Source organism: Pedobacter duraquae (genome assembly GCF_004362245.1).
GTDB classification, from domain to species: domain Bacteria; phylum Bacteroidota; class Bacteroidia; order Sphingobacteriales; family Sphingobacteriaceae; genus Pedobacter; species Pedobacter duraquae.
On record NZ_SNWM01000002.1, the window covers coordinates 386223 to 403643 of the forward strand.

At 41.1% G+C, this 17421-nt stretch carries 15 protein-coding genes; 8 read left to right on the forward strand and 7 right to left on the reverse strand.

Annotated features, from left to right (window positions below; all coding sequences use genetic code 11):
* The first annotated feature begins 133 nt into the window (after positions 1 to 133).
* The 4 genes from lpdA (at position 134) to CLV32_RS07745 (ending at position 5157) form a co-directional block, all read left to right on the forward strand.
* Entirely contained in the window at positions 134 to 1522 is a 1389-nt protein-coding gene (gene lpdA / locus CLV32_RS07730; protein WP_133554138.1) for a dihydrolipoyl dehydrogenase, read from the forward strand.
* A gap of 76 nt (positions 1523 to 1598) precedes the next feature.
* Positions 1599 to 2438, forward strand: a complete 840-nt coding sequence (locus CLV32_RS07735) for an MBL fold metallo-hydrolase (RefSeq protein WP_133554140.1) — start codon at positions 1599 to 1601, stop codon at positions 2436 to 2438.
* Positions 2439 to 2746: 308 nt separating this feature from the next.
* Positions 2747 to 3607 carry a sigma-70 family RNA polymerase sigma factor gene (locus CLV32_RS07740; RefSeq protein ID WP_008242129.1) on the forward strand — a complete coding sequence of 287 codons (861 nt, stop codon included), beginning with the start codon at positions 2747 to 2749 and terminating at the stop codon, positions 3605 to 3607.
* 101 nt (positions 3608 to 3708) lie between these two features.
* Entirely contained in the window at positions 3709 to 5157 is a 1449-nt protein-coding gene (locus CLV32_RS07745) for a glyceraldehyde-3-phosphate dehydrogenase (protein WP_133554142.1), read from the forward strand.
* Between the two features lie 47 nt (positions 5158 to 5204).
* Here the strand turns inward: CLV32_RS07745 and CLV32_RS07750 are convergent, their stop codons facing one another.
* Positions 5205 to 6188: a potassium channel beta subunit family protein gene (locus CLV32_RS07750; protein WP_133554144.1), complete on the reverse strand. Its 984-nt coding sequence runs from the start codon at positions 6186 to 6188 to the stop codon at positions 5205 to 5207.
* A gap of 164 nt (positions 6189 to 6352) precedes the next feature.
* Here CLV32_RS07750 and CLV32_RS07755 point away from each other — a divergent pair, with 164 nt between their 5' ends.
* Positions 6353 to 7294, forward strand: a complete 942-nt coding sequence (locus CLV32_RS07755) for a M28 family peptidase (RefSeq protein WP_133554146.1) — start codon at positions 6353 to 6355, stop codon at positions 7292 to 7294.
* Positions 7295 to 7385: 91 nt separating this feature from the next.
* Here the strand turns inward: CLV32_RS07755 and CLV32_RS07760 are convergent, their stop codons facing one another.
* The 4 genes from CLV32_RS07760 to CLV32_RS07775 are packed head-to-tail and all read right to left on the reverse strand — an operon-like array spanning position 7386 to position 10818.
* Positions 7386 to 9017: a S41 family peptidase gene (locus CLV32_RS07760; protein ID WP_166641907.1), complete on the reverse strand. Its 1632-nt coding sequence runs from the start codon at positions 9015 to 9017 to the stop codon at positions 7386 to 7388.
* 37 nt (positions 9018 to 9054) lie between these two features.
* Positions 9055 to 9660: an HAD family hydrolase gene (locus CLV32_RS07765; RefSeq protein ID WP_133554150.1), complete on the reverse strand. Its 606-nt coding sequence runs from the start codon at positions 9658 to 9660 to the stop codon at positions 9055 to 9057.
* Positions 9660 to 10160, reverse strand: a complete 501-nt coding sequence (locus CLV32_RS07770; RefSeq protein WP_133554152.1) for an ATP-grasp domain-containing protein — start codon at positions 10158 to 10160, stop codon at positions 9660 to 9662. Before CLV32_RS07770 ends, CLV32_RS07765 begins: the two co-directional genes overlap by 1 nt.
* 7 nt (positions 10161 to 10167) lie before the next feature.
* Positions 10168 to 10818, reverse strand: a complete 651-nt coding sequence (locus CLV32_RS07775; protein ID WP_133554154.1) for an ABC transporter ATP-binding protein — start codon at positions 10816 to 10818, stop codon at positions 10168 to 10170.
* A 139-nt stretch (positions 10819 to 10957) separates the two neighbouring features.
* Between CLV32_RS07775 and sucC the strand changes: the two genes are divergently transcribed.
* Complete coding sequence (gene sucC / locus CLV32_RS07780; RefSeq protein WP_133554156.1) at positions 10958 to 12148, forward strand: ADP-forming succinate--CoA ligase subunit beta; 1191 nt, start codon at positions 10958 to 10960, stop codon at positions 12146 to 12148.
* Between the two features lie 608 nt (positions 12149 to 12756).
* The gene (asnS, locus tag CLV32_RS07785; RefSeq protein WP_133554158.1) at positions 12757 to 14205 is read left to right on the forward strand and encodes an asparagine--tRNA ligase; all 1449 of its coding nucleotides are present in this window, start codon (positions 12757 to 12759) and stop codon (positions 14203 to 14205) included.
* Between the two features lie 67 nt (positions 14206 to 14272).
* Here the strand turns inward: asnS and CLV32_RS07790 are convergent, their stop codons facing one another.
* Positions 14273 to 15934: an FMN-binding glutamate synthase family protein gene (locus CLV32_RS07790; protein WP_133554160.1), complete on the reverse strand. Its 1662-nt coding sequence runs from the start codon at positions 15932 to 15934 to the stop codon at positions 14273 to 14275.
* A 67-nt stretch (positions 15935 to 16001) separates the two neighbouring features.
* Here CLV32_RS07790 and CLV32_RS07795 point away from each other — a divergent pair, with 67 nt between their 5' ends.
* Positions 16002 to 16622, forward strand: a complete 621-nt coding sequence (locus CLV32_RS07795) for an L-threonylcarbamoyladenylate synthase (protein WP_133554162.1) — start codon at positions 16002 to 16004, stop codon at positions 16620 to 16622.
* 18 nt (positions 16623 to 16640) lie between these two features.
* Here CLV32_RS07795 and trpA read toward each other — a convergent pair whose 3' ends face one another.
* Positions 16641 to 17411 (reverse strand): tryptophan synthase subunit alpha, encoded by a 771-nt coding sequence (trpA, locus tag CLV32_RS07800; RefSeq protein ID WP_133554164.1) that lies wholly within the window; start codon positions 17409 to 17411, stop codon positions 16641 to 16643.
* Positions 17412 to 17421 lie beyond the last annotated feature (10 nt).

Sequence of the window (17421 nt, forward strand, 5' to 3'; positions counted from 1 at the left end):
CGCTTTTAGGCTGGTTAAACTTTACCTAACCTTAACCAGATATTTACATAGCTATGTAGCTTGTTAATCTCTTTTAACAAACATTTTTTTTATTTTTGACACCTGAATTAAGTTAATTCCTTTAATATAAGATATGAACTACGATGTGATTATTATAGGCAGCGGTCCTGGTGGATATGTAGCTGCGATCAGAGCTTCTCAATTGGGTTTAAAAACTGCAATTGTAGAACGCGAGTCTTTAGGTGGTATTTGCCTCAACTGGGGTTGTATTCCGACTAAAGCTTTATTGAAAAGTGCACAAGTATTCGAATACATCAATCACGCAGAAGAATACGGAATTAAAACTGCTCCTGCAGAAGCGGATTTCGCCGCCGTTATTAAACGCAGTCGCGGTGTAGCTGAAGGAATGAGTAAAGGTGTTCAGTTCCTGATGAAAAAAAACAAGATCGAAGTGATCATGGGAACAGGTAAAGCGAAACCTGGAAACAAAGTAGAAGTTAAAGCTGCAGATGGCACTCAGAAAGAGATCACTGCTCCACATATTATTATCGCAACAGGCGGTAGGTCTAAAGAATTGCCTAGTGTTAAACAAGATGGCAAAAAAATTATTGGTTACAGACAAGCAATGAATCTTCCTGAGCAACCTAAGTCTATGGTTATCGTAGGTTCTGGTGCGATAGGTGTTGAGTTTGCCTATTTCTATGCTACTTTAGGAACTAAAGTTACTGTTGTTGAATTCTTAGATAACATCGTTCCTGTAGAAGATGAGGATATTTCTAAACAATTATTACGTAGCTTCAAAAAAGCAGGTATCGAAGTAATGACTTCTTCTACTGTAGAAGCTGTTGACACGTCAGGTACTGGTTGCAAAGTTCAGGTAAAAACAGCTTCAGGTACACAAACACTGGAATGCGATATCGTTTTATCAGCTGTTGGTGTAGTTGCTAACCTGGAGAACATCGGTCTTGAAGAAGTTGGCATCAAAACAGATAAAGGTAAAGTTGTTGTAGACCAGTTCTACAATACCAATGTTAAAGGTTACTATGCCATTGGCGATATTGTTTCAGGACAAGCCCTTGCACACGTTGCTTCTGCAGAAGGTATTACCTGCGTAGAGAAGATAGCCGGTCACCATCCAGAGCCTATCGATTACAACAACATCCCTGGATGTACTTACTGTACTCCTGAAATTGCTTCTGTAGGTTATACGGAGAAAGCAGCGAAGGCCGCAGGATACGAATTGAAAATCGGTAAGTTCCCGTTCTCTGCATCTGGTAAAGCTGCTGCTGCTGGTGCAAAAGATGGTTTCATCAAAATGATCTATGATGCCAAATACGGAGAGTTGCTTGGTGCACACATGATCGGTGCTAATGTAACGGAGATGATAGCCGAGATTGTTGTTGCCCGTAAACTGGAAACAACTGGTCATGAAATCCTGAAAGCAATTCACCCACACCCTACCATGAGCGAAGCCATTATGGAAGCTACCGCTGATGCATACGGAGAAGTAATTCACTTATAAGCATACCTATATAAATGATAAAAAACCTGCCAATAACCCGGCAGGTTTTTTATTTTTACGACCTAACCAATAAAGCATGAAACTGCATACTATAGATACCGGACTTTTTAAACTCGATGGCGGTGCCATGTTTGGCGTGGTGCCGAAAACGATCTGGCAAAAGAGCAACCCTGCAGACAGCAATAATATGTGTAGCTGGGCCATGCGCTGCATGCTGATTGAAGAGGGGAACAGGCTAATCCTGGTCGACACTGGTATTGGCGACAAGCAGGACGAGAAGTTCTTCAGTCACTATTACCTGCACGGGGATGATTCAATGGACCGCTCCCTGGCAGCAAAAGGCTTTAGTCGCGCAGACATTACCGACGTATTCCTGACGCATCTGCATTTTGACCATGTAGGTGGTGCAGTGCTGCGCCAAAACGAACAGTTGGTTCCAGCATTTAAGAATGCTACGTATTGGAGCAATGCTGAACACTGGGAATGGGCGGTTAATCCAAACGACCGTGAGAAAGCTTCTTTTCTAAAGGATAACATTTTGCCGATCCAGGAAAGCGGGCAACTTAACTTTGTTGCCCATGAGCAGGGTGTTACTTTTGGCAATGACATTACCATCCGTTTTGCTTATGGCCACACTGAAGCGATGATGCTTCCTCAGATCAGATATAAGGACCGTACAATTCTTTATATGGCAGACCTGCTACCTTCTGTAGGACACCTACCCCTGCCCTATGTAATGTCATACGATATGTTTCCGTTAAAAACGTTGCATGAGAAAAAAGCGATACTACAAGAAGCAACAGACAACGACTATATCCTGTTTTTGGAGCATGATCCGATAAATGAATGCTGTACTTTAAAGCAAACAGAAAAAGGAATCCGGGTAAATGAAGTTTTTAGTCTGTCAGCTTTGTAAGGGCTTGTCACAACAGCGGTTACTCAAGTCAGGAATTGTCTGTCAGGAGAATGAAATATTAACACAACGCTAATATATTTATTATTACCGATTTACAAAAGAAATACCTGTTTTTAATGATTTAATGCTTGATTTTAGCTATATGCAAAAGCACTGACAAAACAATCTTGGAATAATTTTTGTTGTAAGCATAACATGTAAATAAAAGGCGTAAAGTGTAACGTTTTCAGGAATTTATGTTTTAAATTACCCTAAAAATTCATACTTTTGCACGCTCTAACACAACAAAGGGACTCCAATATATATAAATGAGACAACTCAAGATTACCCAATCCATCACCAACCGCGAAAGTCAGTCACTTGATAAATACTTGCACGAGATTGGAAAAGTCGATTTAATCACAGCAGAAGAAGAGGTTATATTAGCTAGAAAAATTCGTGAGGGTGATCAGGCTGCGCTGGAGCGTTTAACTAAAACTAACTTACGTTTTGTGGTTTCGGTTGCTAAACAATATCAGAATCAGGGTTTAACTTTAGGAGATTTAATTAATGAAGGTAACCTTGGTTTGATCAAGGCTGCTAAGCGTTTTGATGAAACTAAAGGATTTAAATTCATTTCTTATGCTGTTTGGTGGATTCGTCAATCTATTTTACAAGCTATCGCTGAGCAAAGTCGTATTGTGCGTTTACCATTAAACCAGGTAGGTTCATTGAGTAAGATCAGCAAGGCTTTCTCTAAGCTTGAGCAGGAATACGAACGTGAACCTTCTCCAGAAGAGCTTGCAGACATCCTGGAAACAACAGTAGATAAAATTTCAGACACACTAAGTAATTCAGGCCGTCACGTATCTATGGATGCGCCATTTGTTCAGGGCGAGGAAAATACCCTGCTGGATGTATTGGAAAATCATGAGCCTAATACTGACAGTAGCCTGATCAATGAATCGTTATCAGAAGAAATCAAACGTTCTTTGTCAACATTGACAGAGCGTGAGCGTGAGATCATCGTTTTATTCTTCGGCTTAAGCACAAATCATCCGCTTTCTCTGGAAGAGATCGGTGAGAAATTTAACCTTACACGTGAGCGTGTGCGTCAGATCAAAGACAAAGCGCTACAACGCCTGCGTCATACATCAAGAAGTAAAATCCTGAAGTCTTACTTAGGATAAAATTCTGGCCAGAAGCCATAACATATTAAAAATCAAGAAAGATTGGGTACTTACCCGATCTTTTTTACTTTTGTGGCAATTCTAACCAAATTCTTCTTGACATGCTAAAAAACTACCAATCTGAGTTTCAAAACTGGATTGAAAAAGAAAAAAAAGCAATTGAACTGATCAAAGTTGTTGGCCAACTCTGGTTCGACAGATCCATTGAACTTGTACTTTTCAGAAAACCGCTGTTCGATGTGGGCAGCAGTGAAATTCTTGCGCACCACAACTATGCCAGTACCGTAAGTGGTAAAAACATTGGCATTTACGAAACGCTGGAGTTGGCTACCGCCATCAGCGCAAGCAACCTCGCCCCTTCCAGAATTGACATCGGCCGTTTGGCCTCCGAATGGATCGAGGGAAACGATACATACGCCAGTGTAAATGATTTCATTATTAGCAAGCTTGGCACACACATCGGTAAAGACAAGATTAGCCTGAAAGCAAAAGACGTTGTACTTTATGGTTTTGGCCGTATTGGTCGTATTGCAGCGAGAGAACTTATCCTCCAGGCGGGAAAAGGTGAGCAGTTACGTTTGCGTGCCGTTGTTACCAGGAGCTACAGCGATGAGGAACTGACCAAACGTGCGGAATTATTAAAAACCGATTCTATCCATGGACCTTTTACGGGTACGATTGCGGTTGACTTTGAAAACCGCTCCTTAGTTGTAAACGGACAGACCATTTATTTCCTGACGGCCAGGGAACCTGAAGAACTTGATTATACCGAGTACGGCATCAACGATGCTTTATTGATCGACAATACCGGCGTGTTCCGCGATCGCGAAGGCCTAAGCAGACATCTGCAAGCAAATGGAATTAGCCAGGTACTCCTTACCGCTCCTGCCAAAGGAGATATCCCAAATATTGTTACCGGCATCAACGATCAGGGAATAGATTTCAACATTGAAAAAATCATCTCTAATGCTTCATGCACTACAAATGCCATTGTGCCTGTGTTAAAACTGATAGATGATGCTTTTGGAATCCAAAAAGGACATCTGGAAAGCGTACATTCCTACACTAATGATCAGAACCTGTTGGATAACTATCACAAAAAATACCGAAGGGGCCGATCTGCGGCATTAAATCTCGTGATTACTGAAACCGGGGCCGACAAAGCGGTATCAAAAGTGATTCCACACCTTGCAGGAAAGCTAACCGGCAATGCAGTCCGTGTTCCTACACCAAATGTTTCCCTGGCGATCCTGAATCTGGCACTTGACCAGGAAATCACCAAAGATGCTATAGCAAACGTGTTAAGAGAAGCTTCGCTGAGTGGAGAATTAACCGAACAGATTGAGTATTCCCTGTCCAATGAACTTGTAAGTACGGATTTGATTGGAAACAGTCATGCTGCAATTGTTGACGGACCGGCCACTATTATAGCAAATGACCATAGATCGGTCGTATTATATGTTTGGTATGACAATGAATACGGATATACCCGGCAGGTGATCCGTCTGGCCAAGAAGATGGCCGGTGTTGTGCGTCTAACGTATTATTAAAATTCAAACCGTTGTCTGATGATCTATTCAGACAACGGTTTTTTATATTAAAATTGTGGCAACACCGGCTTGGTTTCCATAGCGTCCTCAATCTCTTCCATCACATCTTCTGTCAGTTCATCAATGATATCCAGTGTAGTGAGATTCTCTTTAAGCTGCGCAGCTTTAGAGGCGCCAAGAATTACTGTGCTGACATTTGGATTTTTAAGGCACCATGCTAACGCCAGCTTTGCCATAGGTATCTCAAGTCCATCTGCAATTTCCTGAAGTTTCTTTGCTTTTTCGAGTTTTCCATCTGCAAGGACAGTGTCTTTTAACCACTCCATACCTTTCATATCCAAACGCGTTCCTTTAACATCGCCTGCAGTGTATTTACCGGAAAGTAATCCTGATGCGAGCGGCGACCAGATGGTTGTGCCGAGGCCATATTCTTTAAATAACAGCAAATAGTCTTTTTCCACTTTGGTTCTTTCCAGCAAATTATATTGTGGTTGCTCCATAGTTGGGCCAATGAGGTGGTTTTGTTTGGCTATACTGATCGCTTCCATAATTTCTGAAGCGCTCCATTCTGAAGTTCCCCAATACAGGATTTTCCCTTGTTGAAGTAAAGTATTCATTGCGAAAACCGTTTCTTCAATTGGGGTGTTTTTATCTGGGCGGTGACAAAAATATAAATCCAGATATTCAACTTGCAGGCGTTTTAACGCTGCGTTACATGCTTCGATTACGTGTTTACGAGATAAGCCGGTTTGATTGGCTCCTTTCTGAGCGGTACCAAAAAACACTTTGCTAGACACTACGTATGATGAGCGATCCCAATCTTTAGCCTTCAGGATTTTTCCCATCACCTCTTCAGATTTCCCTTCGGCATATCCTTCTGCGTTGTCAAAAAAATTGACCCCTGCATCATAGGCGATTCCCATAAGTTCATCAGCTACTTTGTCGCTGATCTGTTGTCCGAACGTTAACCAGCTGCCTAAAGATAGCGCGCTGACCTGTAACCCTGATTTACCCAAACGTCTGTATTCCATTTTCAAAATTTTAATGTGCTATAATTTAAAGAACTATAGTATCAACAGAGACAATGTGATTAAGTTTTTGCTAAAGACCATGGAGGTACCGGATATTTGTGATATATTAGATCATAAAATTGTCATAAAGTTTACATACACCTAATTAAAGCATTATTTATAGCATGAGAGTATACCTGTTAATTCCATTAGCACTACTACTGAGCTGCCGGTCTGTTAAGAATTCCAATACACCAAAAAGCAACGAACAGTTACTTACTGATGTACGAATCTTATCTTCAGATGAATATCAAGGTCGCAGAACTGGTACTAAAGGAGCCGAGATGAGCAGAAGCTATATCAGTGGACGACTAAAAAAGCTGGGACTGAAAAGTTTTAGCGGCTACACCAATTACGAACAGCCCTTCAAGGCTAAAGAAAAGAATGGATCCTTGAGCGATGCCAAAAACCTGATTGCTTATATCCCTGGGAAAAGCGACCAGGCAATTGTAATTTCCGCGCACTACGACCACCTCGGTGTGGTTAACAATGAAATCTTCAACGGTGCAGACGACAATGCCTCGGGTGTTGCCGGTTTGCTGAAGATTGCCGCCTGGTATGCAAAGGCAAAACCAGATAACACGATTATTTTCGCCTTCTTTGATGCAGGAGAATTGGAATGGCAGGGCTCAAAATATTTTGTAAATCACAGCCCGATAATGTTAGAAAAGATATTAGTGAATATCAACCTGGATATGATCAGCCATAATGATCAGAACATACTTTATGTTGCAGGTACACTAAAGAACCCGCAATTGAAGCCCTTCATTACATATACCAACCAGGAGTTAAAAATTCGCACTGGTCACGACAACCCCAAACAAAGTGTTGAAGACTGGACCAACCAAAGCGATCAGGGTGCGTTTAATGCCAAAAAAGTTCCCTTCCTGTATTTCGGTGTAGAAGATCACAAAGACTATCACAAGGAAAGCGATGAATATCAAAACATCAATCCAGATTTCCTTATCAGCACATCAAATGCAATTTTGGAGATTGTAGACAACATCGACAAACAAAGAGACATTCAAGCATTGTACCGGGAAAAGCTACAGATGAAAAAGCAATAAACTATTATTTTTCATAAAGCTATAAAAAAAACACCCCGGATGTTGTACACATTCCGGGGTGTTTTTTTTTATAGCTTTAGCTGTTTATGTTTTATTTTTTCAATTTATGCCGTGTTTCAACCATTCCAATTATGCGCCCTGAACCTTCCAGTTTTCCAGTCATATTAGCGGTAGCACTAGAGGTTGATAATGATCTCGACGCGTTAATCGAGGCTACGACTGAGGCACTCGGCTTAGCTGTAGCTGGTGCAAGCAGGTTGAGTGACTTAGCTACGTAGTTTTCCAACGGGTTATCAAAGTCGTGGAAACAATCATCAAATGCATCAACAACATCGGGTGTAAATCCTGCGTAGTACCCCCCCTCACCTTTAGAGTTTACAGTCTCGAACATCGAGTAGTAGACATCATAATGGTTTTCAATCGTGATCGGAAAGAATCCTACAGGCTTTCCATATGTCTGTGTACCAACTAACTTAACGTTTACAAACGGCTTTAATGCGTTAATAGTCAACTCACTGGCAGACGCTGTGCTACCCGAAACGATAAATACTACATTTGTCACACCATTTAAAGACCCTTTTTTATTAAATACAGCTGTATTTCCTGCAATCGAATAATCAACATTGGCGTAAGTTATTAACTTGCCACTTGAATACTGCAGTTTCCCATTCGCATCAACCAAGGGCTGATTTTTAAGGATTGATTCGGCACTATTAGCCTGCATAGATGTGTTGTATTTTTCTACATACATCGTTCCTTTCGCCGAAGATGGCGCAATGAGGTTAACAAGATATTCTGCTGTACTTACATATCCGCCGCCGTTATACCTTAAGTCAATAATTAAATCAGTGATTCCCTGTGCAGCAAAATCTGCAAAGACAGGATCAAGATTAGCATCACTTCCGGAAGCTGTCAGCGCAGAAAAACGTGCAAAAGAAAGATAGCCGACCTTTTTACCTGATTGGGTAAATACCTTACTTTTATAAACCGGGCTGCTTTTATAAGATGTGCGATTTAAGGTTTCTGTGAATGGGGTACCATCTGTTTTAAAACCTGATAATGTTGCAGATGTAATTGTATTTCCCGTTAAGGTGTTTAAAACAGTTCTTTCATTTTGAAAATCAGTCCCTATCGATTTACCGTTAACTGCAGTAATCCTTGTTCCCCTGGTCAATCCTTTTGCAGCTGCAGAGGAACCTGGACTTACCGCTCTGATATATACCTGGTAGTCATTGTCGGAATTCCCAACCGGATACAAACTATAAATCCCGATGTCATATCCATCTCCATCGGTATTTACAGAACCAAGGGGCGCAATTACCGCAACGGGGTTTTTGTTACTCAAATCCTGGATATTGGAATATTTTGGCGTCGAAGGATCTGAGGCCCTATACTCATATGCAGCATTTGTTGCAGGGTTGATCTTGTACTTGGTAATTGCTAAAAGTTCAGCATTGTAATTTGCCAGATCAGTGGAAGCACTAGTGTATTGACGCGGGTTAAATACACCGTAACTAGGCAGCGCATCATTCCACAGGTAAACCTGCTTGGCGTATAAAAAAATAGAGTCTTTTGTAAGCTCCGCACGGGAACCTGTTGAAGGTGGTCCAACTGGAGTTACCGGATCAGGTGTTGGCGTAGTTTTTTTGCAGGCACCTAAGCCTGCGGCAGTAGTTACGGCCAGCACAAGCATCCAGCTTCTGGCTCCACGGTTCGTCTTCATAGTTTTTATAATAAGGTAGTTAGTTTGGTTAAGGTAGTTATAGTTCTTCAACATTCAAAAAAAATACGCCTGCAGCAGCAGCCATATTTTCATCTGCAATATCCCTGCCAATAAACATCACATTATCAGGATGTAAACTATGCTCTTGGAGAACGAATTCAATACATACGGGATCCGGCTTCTGAGCGATTTCATCTGCAAAATAAACTTTGATATGCTGTGCTAATCCCTCCCACTCTAACTGGCGTAACTTATTGAGTTGCTTTTCTGGATTCCCGGAACTCAGCAAAAAAACTTGTTTACCAGATTGCACGAGTTTTTTCAAGAATTCAAGCACTTTAGGAAACATCAATAATTTCAACGGCAGCTTTGCATTTCTATTGAGCAGATCAAAGTTCAGTCGATACTCCTCTTCCAGTGTAAACTTAGTTTTCGTGTTATCAAAGATCCCTGCAGCACCGTATTTTTCATATTGTTCTTTCATGTAGCCCAGCATTTCAGCGGCATCATTTTGAACTGTATATTCCATAAACTGGGCGAAAAGATAGTAAACCTGTAACAGATAATCTTTTTCAGGGTATAGCACATCATCAAACTCAAAGATGTACGCCTTATACTTATCAATTGTTGATTGTTCAATCATTAACGTATAGTATATAGAATAGCCGTCAGCGCATCCGGCCCTTCCGGAACATAGAACACGCCATTTAACTGATTTTCCTGCGCCAGATTTTTAATGTTATCAGTAGCTTCAGCAGGGTATAATACCGCTCCTTCTTTAAATACTATCCACTTCATATCAGGTTGAATATCATCCTGTGGATAAAAGTACTGCGTAATCTCGGTTACTGAAGGCAGTAGAATCCGGATTTGAAATTCTTCAAAAAGGACTGTCGATTTAGCCATTGGCAGGATTTCAAATTCATGCAACGGCAATACAGTATCTATCTGATGATCCAGACAAATGTTAAGTAAGTTGTGTGCAATAGACTCGTTCACCTCGCCGAGGCCAAGGAACTTATAGCTGGGAGATGTGAAGGCTGGAGTTTCGCCATAGTCGGCCAGGATAATATCGTGTCCCTCAAATGCTTTCAGCAACTTGAGCGCCTGCGCCGATTTTCCACCTGTTATTAATAGTTTCATAGCTTACTTATATAATCTGACCATCTTTCATAGTCACCACCCGGTCGCTGATCTCTGCCAGGTTCTCATTATGGGTAACGATCACAAAGGTTTGTTTGAAGTTATCCCGAAGGTTGATAAAAAAATGGTGCAAGGCATCAGCGTTGGCAGAATCCAGGTTTCCAGAGGGCTCATCGGCCAGAATGATTGTCGGATTATTAATCAATGCGCGCGCCACAGCGATCCGTTGCTGCTCGCCTCCCGACAATTCATTGGGTTTGTGCTGTGCACGATCTTTTAGCCCTAGCAGGTCGAGGAGCTCCATTGCACGTATTTCAGCTTCCTTTTTAGAGGTCTTCGCTATAAACGCAGGTATGCAAATGTTTTCTATAGCAGAAAACTCTGGTAAGAGATGATGGAACTGGAATACAAAACCGATGTGCTGATTTCTAAATACACTAACAAGCTCGCCTGTAAGGCTGGTGATTTTTGTGCCGTTAAGTTCTACGGTTCCTGCATCAGGCTTATCCAGGGTACCTAAGATATGCAATAAAGTACTCTTACCTGCACCGGAAGCACCTATGATACTTACAATCTCTCCTTTTTGAACTTCAAAATCAACTCCTTTTAAAATAGGCAGACTTCCATATGATTTTTTAATACCTGTAGCTTTCAGCATAAATACAAACTTACAAAAAGGTGTAGATTAAAAAACGCCCGGGGCGCAAATTTTATGCGCATTTTTTATCTCAGAAAGATGATAATAAGTTTTTAAAACCGATCTGAAATTGTAGATTTGGATCAAATTTTTTCAGCAAATGAATATCCACGAATATCAAGGTAAAGAAATACTTAAAAGTTTTGGTGTTGCCGTTCAAGAAGGCATTGTTGCCGATACGGTAGAGCAGGCTGTAGAAGCGGCTAAAAAAATGAAAACTGATTACAACTCTGACTGGGTAGTAATCAAAGCGCAGATCCATGCGGGCGGAAGAGGTAAAGGTGGCGGTGTAAAACTGGCTAAAAACCTTGATGAGGTTAAAGAAAGAGCTACTGCAATTTTGGGTATGCAACTGGTTACTCCTCAAACTGGCCCTGAAGGTAAAAAGGTGAATAAGATCTTAGTTGCACAGGATGTATATTATCCAGGTGCTTCAGAAACTAAGGAATTCTACATCAGCGTACTTTTAGACCGTGCTAAAGGCAGAAACATCATCATGTATTCTACCGAAGGTGGTATGGACATTGAAGAAGTTGCAGAACACACTCCTCACTTAATTTTCAAAGAAGAAGTAGACCCTAAAGTTGGCTTGCAAGGATTCCAGGCGCGCAAAATCGCCTTTAACCTGGGCTTAAGCGGTGGCGCCTTTAAAGAAATGGTGAAATTTGTTTCAGCACTTTATAAAGCGTATGACAATACTGATTCAGCAATGTTTGAAATCAACCCGGTATTAAAAACTTCTGATGACAAAATCATTGCTGTTGATGCTAAGGTTGACTTAGACGAGAATGCTTTATTCCGTCATCCTGATTACGCAGCTATGCGCGATAAACTGGAAGAAGATCCTACGGATGTTGAAGCTAGTGAGTCTAACTTAAACTATGTAAAATTAGATGGTAACGTTGGCTGTATGGTTAATGGTGCTGGTTTAGCAATGGCTACTATGGATATCATTAAGATTGCAGGTGGTGAGCCGGCTAACTTCCTGGATGTTGGTGGAACTGCGAATGCGCAAACCGTTAAAGCTGGTTTTAACATCATCTTGAAAGACCCTAACGTGAAAGCAATTCTAATCAATATCTTTGGTGGTATTGTTCGTTGTGACCGTGTTGCGCAAGGTGTTATCGATGCTTATAATGAAATCGGTAATGTTCCTGTACCAATCATCTGTCGTTTACAAGGTACTAATGCTGTAGAGGCAAAAAAATTAATTGACGAGTCCGGATTAAAAGTATATTCTGCTATTGCATTGAAAGATGCTTCAGACCTAGTAACTCAGGTATTGGCTTAATATTTACTCAATAAATATAAAAAGGCTGTACATCACTGTGCAGCCTTTTTTTTGTGTCTTATTTTTCGGATTATAGAATCATACCGGAAGTAATTCTGATCTGGAAATTGTCTTAAATTAAAAATCCTCCTACAGAATCTGCGGGAGGATTTTTAAAACCAAATATAAATTAAACGAGCATCACAAACATACTAATTATTTCCATAAAAATTCATGTTATCGATATTATTTTGGATATTTCTCATAAATAACTGTATTTCCGCGTATTAATTTTTAATAATTACCGATTTATATCAAAGCAGATCTATTGAAATCAATAAAAATCACAAAAAACACCCTAACCCTATTAATTAAAATAAAGAAAATAAGGATAAATATGAGAAAAGCCCTGAAAAAATAGTAAAAACAAATAAAAATCCTGTGTTTATAAAAATAAAACACAAAAAGAACAAGAAAACACACATATTTAGTATTTCACAGCTCTAAAAATGTAGTCTTAACAATTTTTGCACTAAATATCATTCGTATCAATCTCTTCCTCAAACAAGCTAAGAAATTCTGTATTCTACCTCAAAATTCCTATTTTTGACGCTCTCCACAAAAACCACATGATTAAAAGAGAAAAAATAAAAAGCTTACTGGAAACCACAGCGTTTGATAGAGAAGTTACTGTGATGGGTTGGGTGCGAACCTTCCGCAACAACCAGTTTATTGCGATCAATGATGGATCGTGCATGGCAAATATTCAGATTGTTGTAGATTTCGCCAATACGGATGAAAGCTTGCTTAAGAGAATCACCACTGGTGCTGCTATAGCAGTGACGGGAGTTCTTGTTGAATCTCTGGGTAAAGGACAAAAGGTTGATGTGAAGGCCACCACTATAGAGATTCTGGGAGACAGCGATCCTGAGAAGTTTCCATTGCAACCAAAAAAACATAGCCTTGAATTTTTAAGGGAGATCGCTCACTTGCGTTTCAGGACCAACACTTTTAACGCTGTATTTAAAGTTCGTCATGCATTGGCTTTTGCTATCCATAAATTTTACAACGAACGTGGCTTTGTCTATATGCATACCCCGGTCATTACAGCCTCAGATGCTGAAGGTGCCGGAGAAATGTTTAAAGTAACCACGCTTGATTTTGATAATACACCGCGAACTGAAGATGGCAAGGTTGATTTCTCCGAGGATTTCTTTGCCAGGGCTACAAATTTAACCGTATCCGGACAACTGGAAGGTGAGCTTGCTGCTATGGCCTTCGGTCAGATCTACACATTCGGACCTACATTCAGGGCTGAAAACTCAAATACAACGCGTCACCTCGCAGAATTCTGGATGATTGAACCTGAGGTTGCTTTTGCCGACCTGGAAGACAACATGCAGCTGGCAGAGGACATGATGAAATATGTGATTACTTATGCGCTGGAAAACTGTGCTGATGAAATCGATTTCTTAAACACAAGGTTACTTGAAGAAGAGAAAACGAAACCACAGAACGAACGCAGCGAACTGAGTCTGATCGATAAGCTCAGGTTCTGTCTGGATAATGATTTTGAGCGCCTAACGTATACAGAAGCTATTAAGATCCTTAAATCTTCAAAACCAAACCAAAAGAAACAGTTTAAATACCTGATTGACGAATGGGGCGCTGACCTGCAATCGGAACATGAACGCTTCCTGGTAGAGAAACATTTCAAGAAACCAGTAATCCTGACCGATTATCCTGCAGATATCAAGTCGTTTTATATGCGTCAGAACGAGCCAGATGCTGAAGGCCGTCAAACTGTTGCTGCAATGGATATCCTATTCCCTGGAATCGGCGAAATGATTGGTGGCTCACAACGTGAGGAGCGACTGGATCGTTTAACAAAACGTATGGAAGAGATGCATATTCCGCAGGATGAAATGTGGTGGTATCTGGATACCAGAAGATTTGGAACAGCACCACATGCAGGTTTTGGGCTTGGCTTTGAACGGTTGATTCTATTCGTGACTGGTATGACCAATATCAGGGACGTAATTGCGTTCCCACGTTTCCCTAAAAACGCAGAGTTTTAATCAAACATACACAAATAAAAAAGGCGCCTTTTATCATAAAAATGGCGCCTTTTTTATGCGATAATTTTTAGTGTTGTTTATCTTCTAACGTATCTGAAAAGGAGTTCGCATGGGCGTAGTCGACCGGCGAAATTTTATAATCGGTAGGCCTGAAAGTTTTCGGCGAACTCAAGGCCATACCCAGCTCAAAACGCATCGGATAAGGTGTCTGAAGCAAGCTTCCTTCCGGAATATAGGGAAACGTCTCAATATAAGACTGCGTAACATTTGGAGCAACCCTACGATTTACATATGCCCTGGTAAGCTGGTATGGATGGTGTAGACCCGCTGCCCCCAATAGCTCTACCGCACTAGCCACAGTAAGTCTATGAAAATTGAACACCCTCACCTTTTTATCATCAACAACAAGACCTTTCATCAAACTTTTATCTTGTGTTGCCACACCTGTTGGACAGGTATTACTATTACATTCCAGTGCCTGGATGCAACCCAGGGCAAACATCATTCCTCTGGCCGAGTTACATAGGTCGGCCCCCAAAGCGATATTCTTAACCAAATCAAATCCCGAAGCAATTTTACCTGAAGCAATGATTTTAATGTGCTTTTTTAGATCGAAGCCTGTCAACACATCATAAACAAAAGCAACACCTTCTCTCAAAGGCATGCCCACAGCATTAGAGAATTCCTGTGGTGAAGCGCCGGTTCCACCCTCTCCCCCATCAACGGTGATGAAGTCGACATAAATTCCTGTTTCTACCATTGCCTTACAAACGGCAAAAAATTCGCTCTTACGCCCAATACAGAGTTTAAAACCAACAGGTTTACCACCCGAACGGGTTCTCAATAACTTTACAAAATCCAGCATCTCTATGGGCGTGGAGAAAGCCGCATGTGCGGGCGGTGAGATGACATCGAAACCTTCCTGCACCAGGCGAATTCTGGCAATTTCTGGCGTCACTTTCTTCGCGGGCAGGATACCCCCGTGTCCAGGCTTTGCACCCTGAGATAATTTGATCTCAATCATTTTGACCTGATCAGAATGTGCACGTTCCTCGAAGGCATCAGGATTAAAAGTACCATCGGGGTTACGACAACCGAAGTATCCTGTTCCAATTTGCCAGATCAGGTCTCCCTTAGGCTGTGCATGGTAGTCGCTAATTCCTCCCTCCCCGGTGTTATGTGCAAAATTCCCCATAAAAGCACCTCCGTTAAGCGCCAAAATGGCATTTTCACTGAGAGAACCAAAGCTCATGGCAGAGATATTGAAAATACTCGCCGAGTATGGTTGTGTACAATCCGGCCCACCGATAGTAACCCGGGGATCTTCATTAAGCTCATGATGACTGATTGCAGCAATGCTGTGACTGAGCCATTCATAGCCATTTTCGTAGACATCCAACTGCGTTCCAAAAGGAATCGTATCATTCTCTTTTTTAGCACGCTGATAGATGAGTGACCTATTGAGTCTGCTGAAAGGCTTACCGTTCGTATCACTCTCTACAAAGTACTGATATACTTTGGGGCGAAGATCTTCTGCAAAATAGCGCAGACGGCCAATAACGGGATAATTTCTGACAATACTATGCTTAGGTTGGTATAGGTCGTAAATCCCCAAAATCACAATCGGACCTATAAATATAAACGCCCAATAAAAAGGTGGCCAGGCTAAACTGATCATTACAGTGGCCGTCACCAGGAAGGCTGCAATGGCAACAAATGCTTTTCTCATAAATTCAAGTTACTCAATACTACAACATTTATCAATTTACAGACCAAAGATTTTCGTAAATTTACATATGCTTATTAAAATCTACCCTGAAAATCCAAACCCCAAGGCAATCGAACAGGTTGTTGAGGTCTTAAAGAAAGGTGGGCTGATCATTTACCCCACAGATACCATTTACGGCCTTGGCTGTGATATCACTAATCAAAAGGCGATCGAGAAAATCTGCCGGATCAGAGGAATCAAACCTGAAAAGGCAAACTTCTCTTTTATCTGCTCAGATTTAAGTCATATTTCAGATTACATCAAGCCTATAGACACCACCATTTTCCGTGTACTGAAGAAAGCTTTACCGGGCCCTTTTACCTTTATCTTCAACGCCAACAATAACGTTCCTAAACTACTCAGCTCCAACAAAAAGACTGTTGGTATCCGGGTACCTGACAATGACATCGCCCGTGAGATTGTACGCGTACTCGGTAATCCTATCCTATCAACATCCATTAAAGATGAAGATGAATTACTCGAATACAGCACCGACCCGGAACTGATCTACGAAAAATATCAGGAGCAGGTTGAGCTTGTCATAGATGGCGGATATGGGGACAATGAGCCTTCTACAGTTATTGACTGCACCTCTGGTGATTTTGAAATCATTAGGGAAGGCAAAGGAAATCTTGAAGACTATATCTAGTCTTCAAGATACTTTGATTTAAGCTGTAAAAGCTTTCATAAATTCGGCAATTCCAGTTGAAGAGCTATCTTTTTCCAGGGAACTCACAAATGCTGTCCCTATAATAGCACCGTTAGCATACTGACAGGCCTTATCAAATGCAGCTTTACCGTTTATGCCAAATCCAATCATTTTAGGATTCTTCAGGGGCAAGGCTGCTATCCTGCTGAAGTAGTCTTCTGTATTTTGTGACAGCTGCAGGTTTTTTCCGGTAGTAGCCGAGGACGATACCATGTAAATGAAACCGTTGGTTAAGCTATCAATTTTATGAATTCTTTCTACGGTAGTCTGCGGTGTAACCAAGAATACGTTACTGATACCATATTGTTCAAAGATATTTTGATAAAACTCTTCATATTCGACCATCGGAAGGTCGGGTACAATAAGTCCATCCACCCCCACTTCGACACAGGATTTACAGAAGTTTTCCACGCCATATTGTAGCAATGGATTTACATAGCCCATCAGCAGCACAGGAATACTTACTTCCTGACGCAAGGTTTTAAGTTGTTCAAACAACAACTTAAGATCCATACCAGCATCCAGTGATTTTTTACTGCTTGCCTGAATTACCGGTCCATCGGCAACAGGATCTGAATATGGGAACCCGATTTCCAGCATATCGGCACCAGCAAGTTCCAATGCTTTTGCTATGCGAACGGTATCAGATAATTCCGGAAACCCGGCAGTATAGTAAATAGACAGGATGTTATTTTTCTTCTCCTGAAACAATTGATTAATTCTGTTCATTTTGCTGCTA

Bases quoted from the DNA above. Each gene is read 5' to 3' on its own strand.
- CLV32_RS07795 (WP_133554162.1), top strand. From the start codon at position 16,002: ATGCTTATTAAAATCTACCCTGAAAATCCAAACCCCAAGGCAATCGAA.
- CLV32_RS07790 (WP_133554160.1), bottom strand. From the start codon at position 15,934: ATGAGAAAAGCATTTGTTGCCATTGCAGCCTTCCTGGTGACGGCCACT.
- sucC (WP_133554156.1), top strand. From the start codon at position 10,958: ATGAATATCCACGAATATCAAGGTAAAGAAATACTTAAAAGTTTTGGT.
- CLV32_RS07755 (WP_133554146.1), top strand. From the start codon at position 6,353: ATGAGAGTATACCTGTTAATTCCATTAGCACTACTACTGAGCTGCCGG.
- CLV32_RS07765 (WP_133554150.1), bottom strand. From the start codon at position 9,660: ATGATTGAACAATCAACAATTGATAAGTATAAGGCGTACATCTTTGAG.
- trpA (WP_133554164.1), bottom strand. From the start codon at position 17,411: ATGAACAGAATTAATCAATTGTTTCAGGAGAAGAAAAATAACATCCTG.
- CLV32_RS07760 (WP_166641907.1), bottom strand. From the start codon at position 9,017: ATGAAGACGAACCGTGGAGCCAGAAGCTGGATGCTTGTGCTGGCCGTA.
- CLV32_RS07750 (WP_133554144.1), bottom strand. From the start codon at position 6,188: ATGGAATACAGACGTTTGGGTAAATCAGGGTTACAGGTCAGCGCGCTA.
- CLV32_RS07770 (WP_133554152.1), bottom strand. From the start codon at position 10,160: ATGAAACTATTAATAACAGGTGGAAAATCGGCGCAGGCGCTCAAGTTG.
- CLV32_RS07740 (WP_008242129.1), top strand. From the start codon at position 2,747: ATGAGACAACTCAAGATTACCCAATCCATCACCAACCGCGAAAGTCAG.
- CLV32_RS07775 (WP_133554154.1), bottom strand. From the start codon at position 10,818: ATGCTGAAAGCTACAGGTATTAAAAAATCATATGGAAGTCTGCCTATT.
- CLV32_RS07735 (WP_133554140.1), top strand. From the start codon at position 1,599: ATGAAACTGCATACTATAGATACCGGACTTTTTAAACTCGATGGCGGT.
- asnS (WP_133554158.1), top strand. From the start codon at position 12,757: ATGATTAAAAGAGAAAAAATAAAAAGCTTACTGGAAACCACAGCGTTT.
- CLV32_RS07745 (WP_133554142.1), top strand. From the start codon at position 3,709: ATGCTAAAAAACTACCAATCTGAGTTTCAAAACTGGATTGAAAAAGAA.
- lpdA (WP_133554138.1), top strand. From the start codon at position 134: ATGAACTACGATGTGATTATTATAGGCAGCGGTCCTGGTGGATATGTA.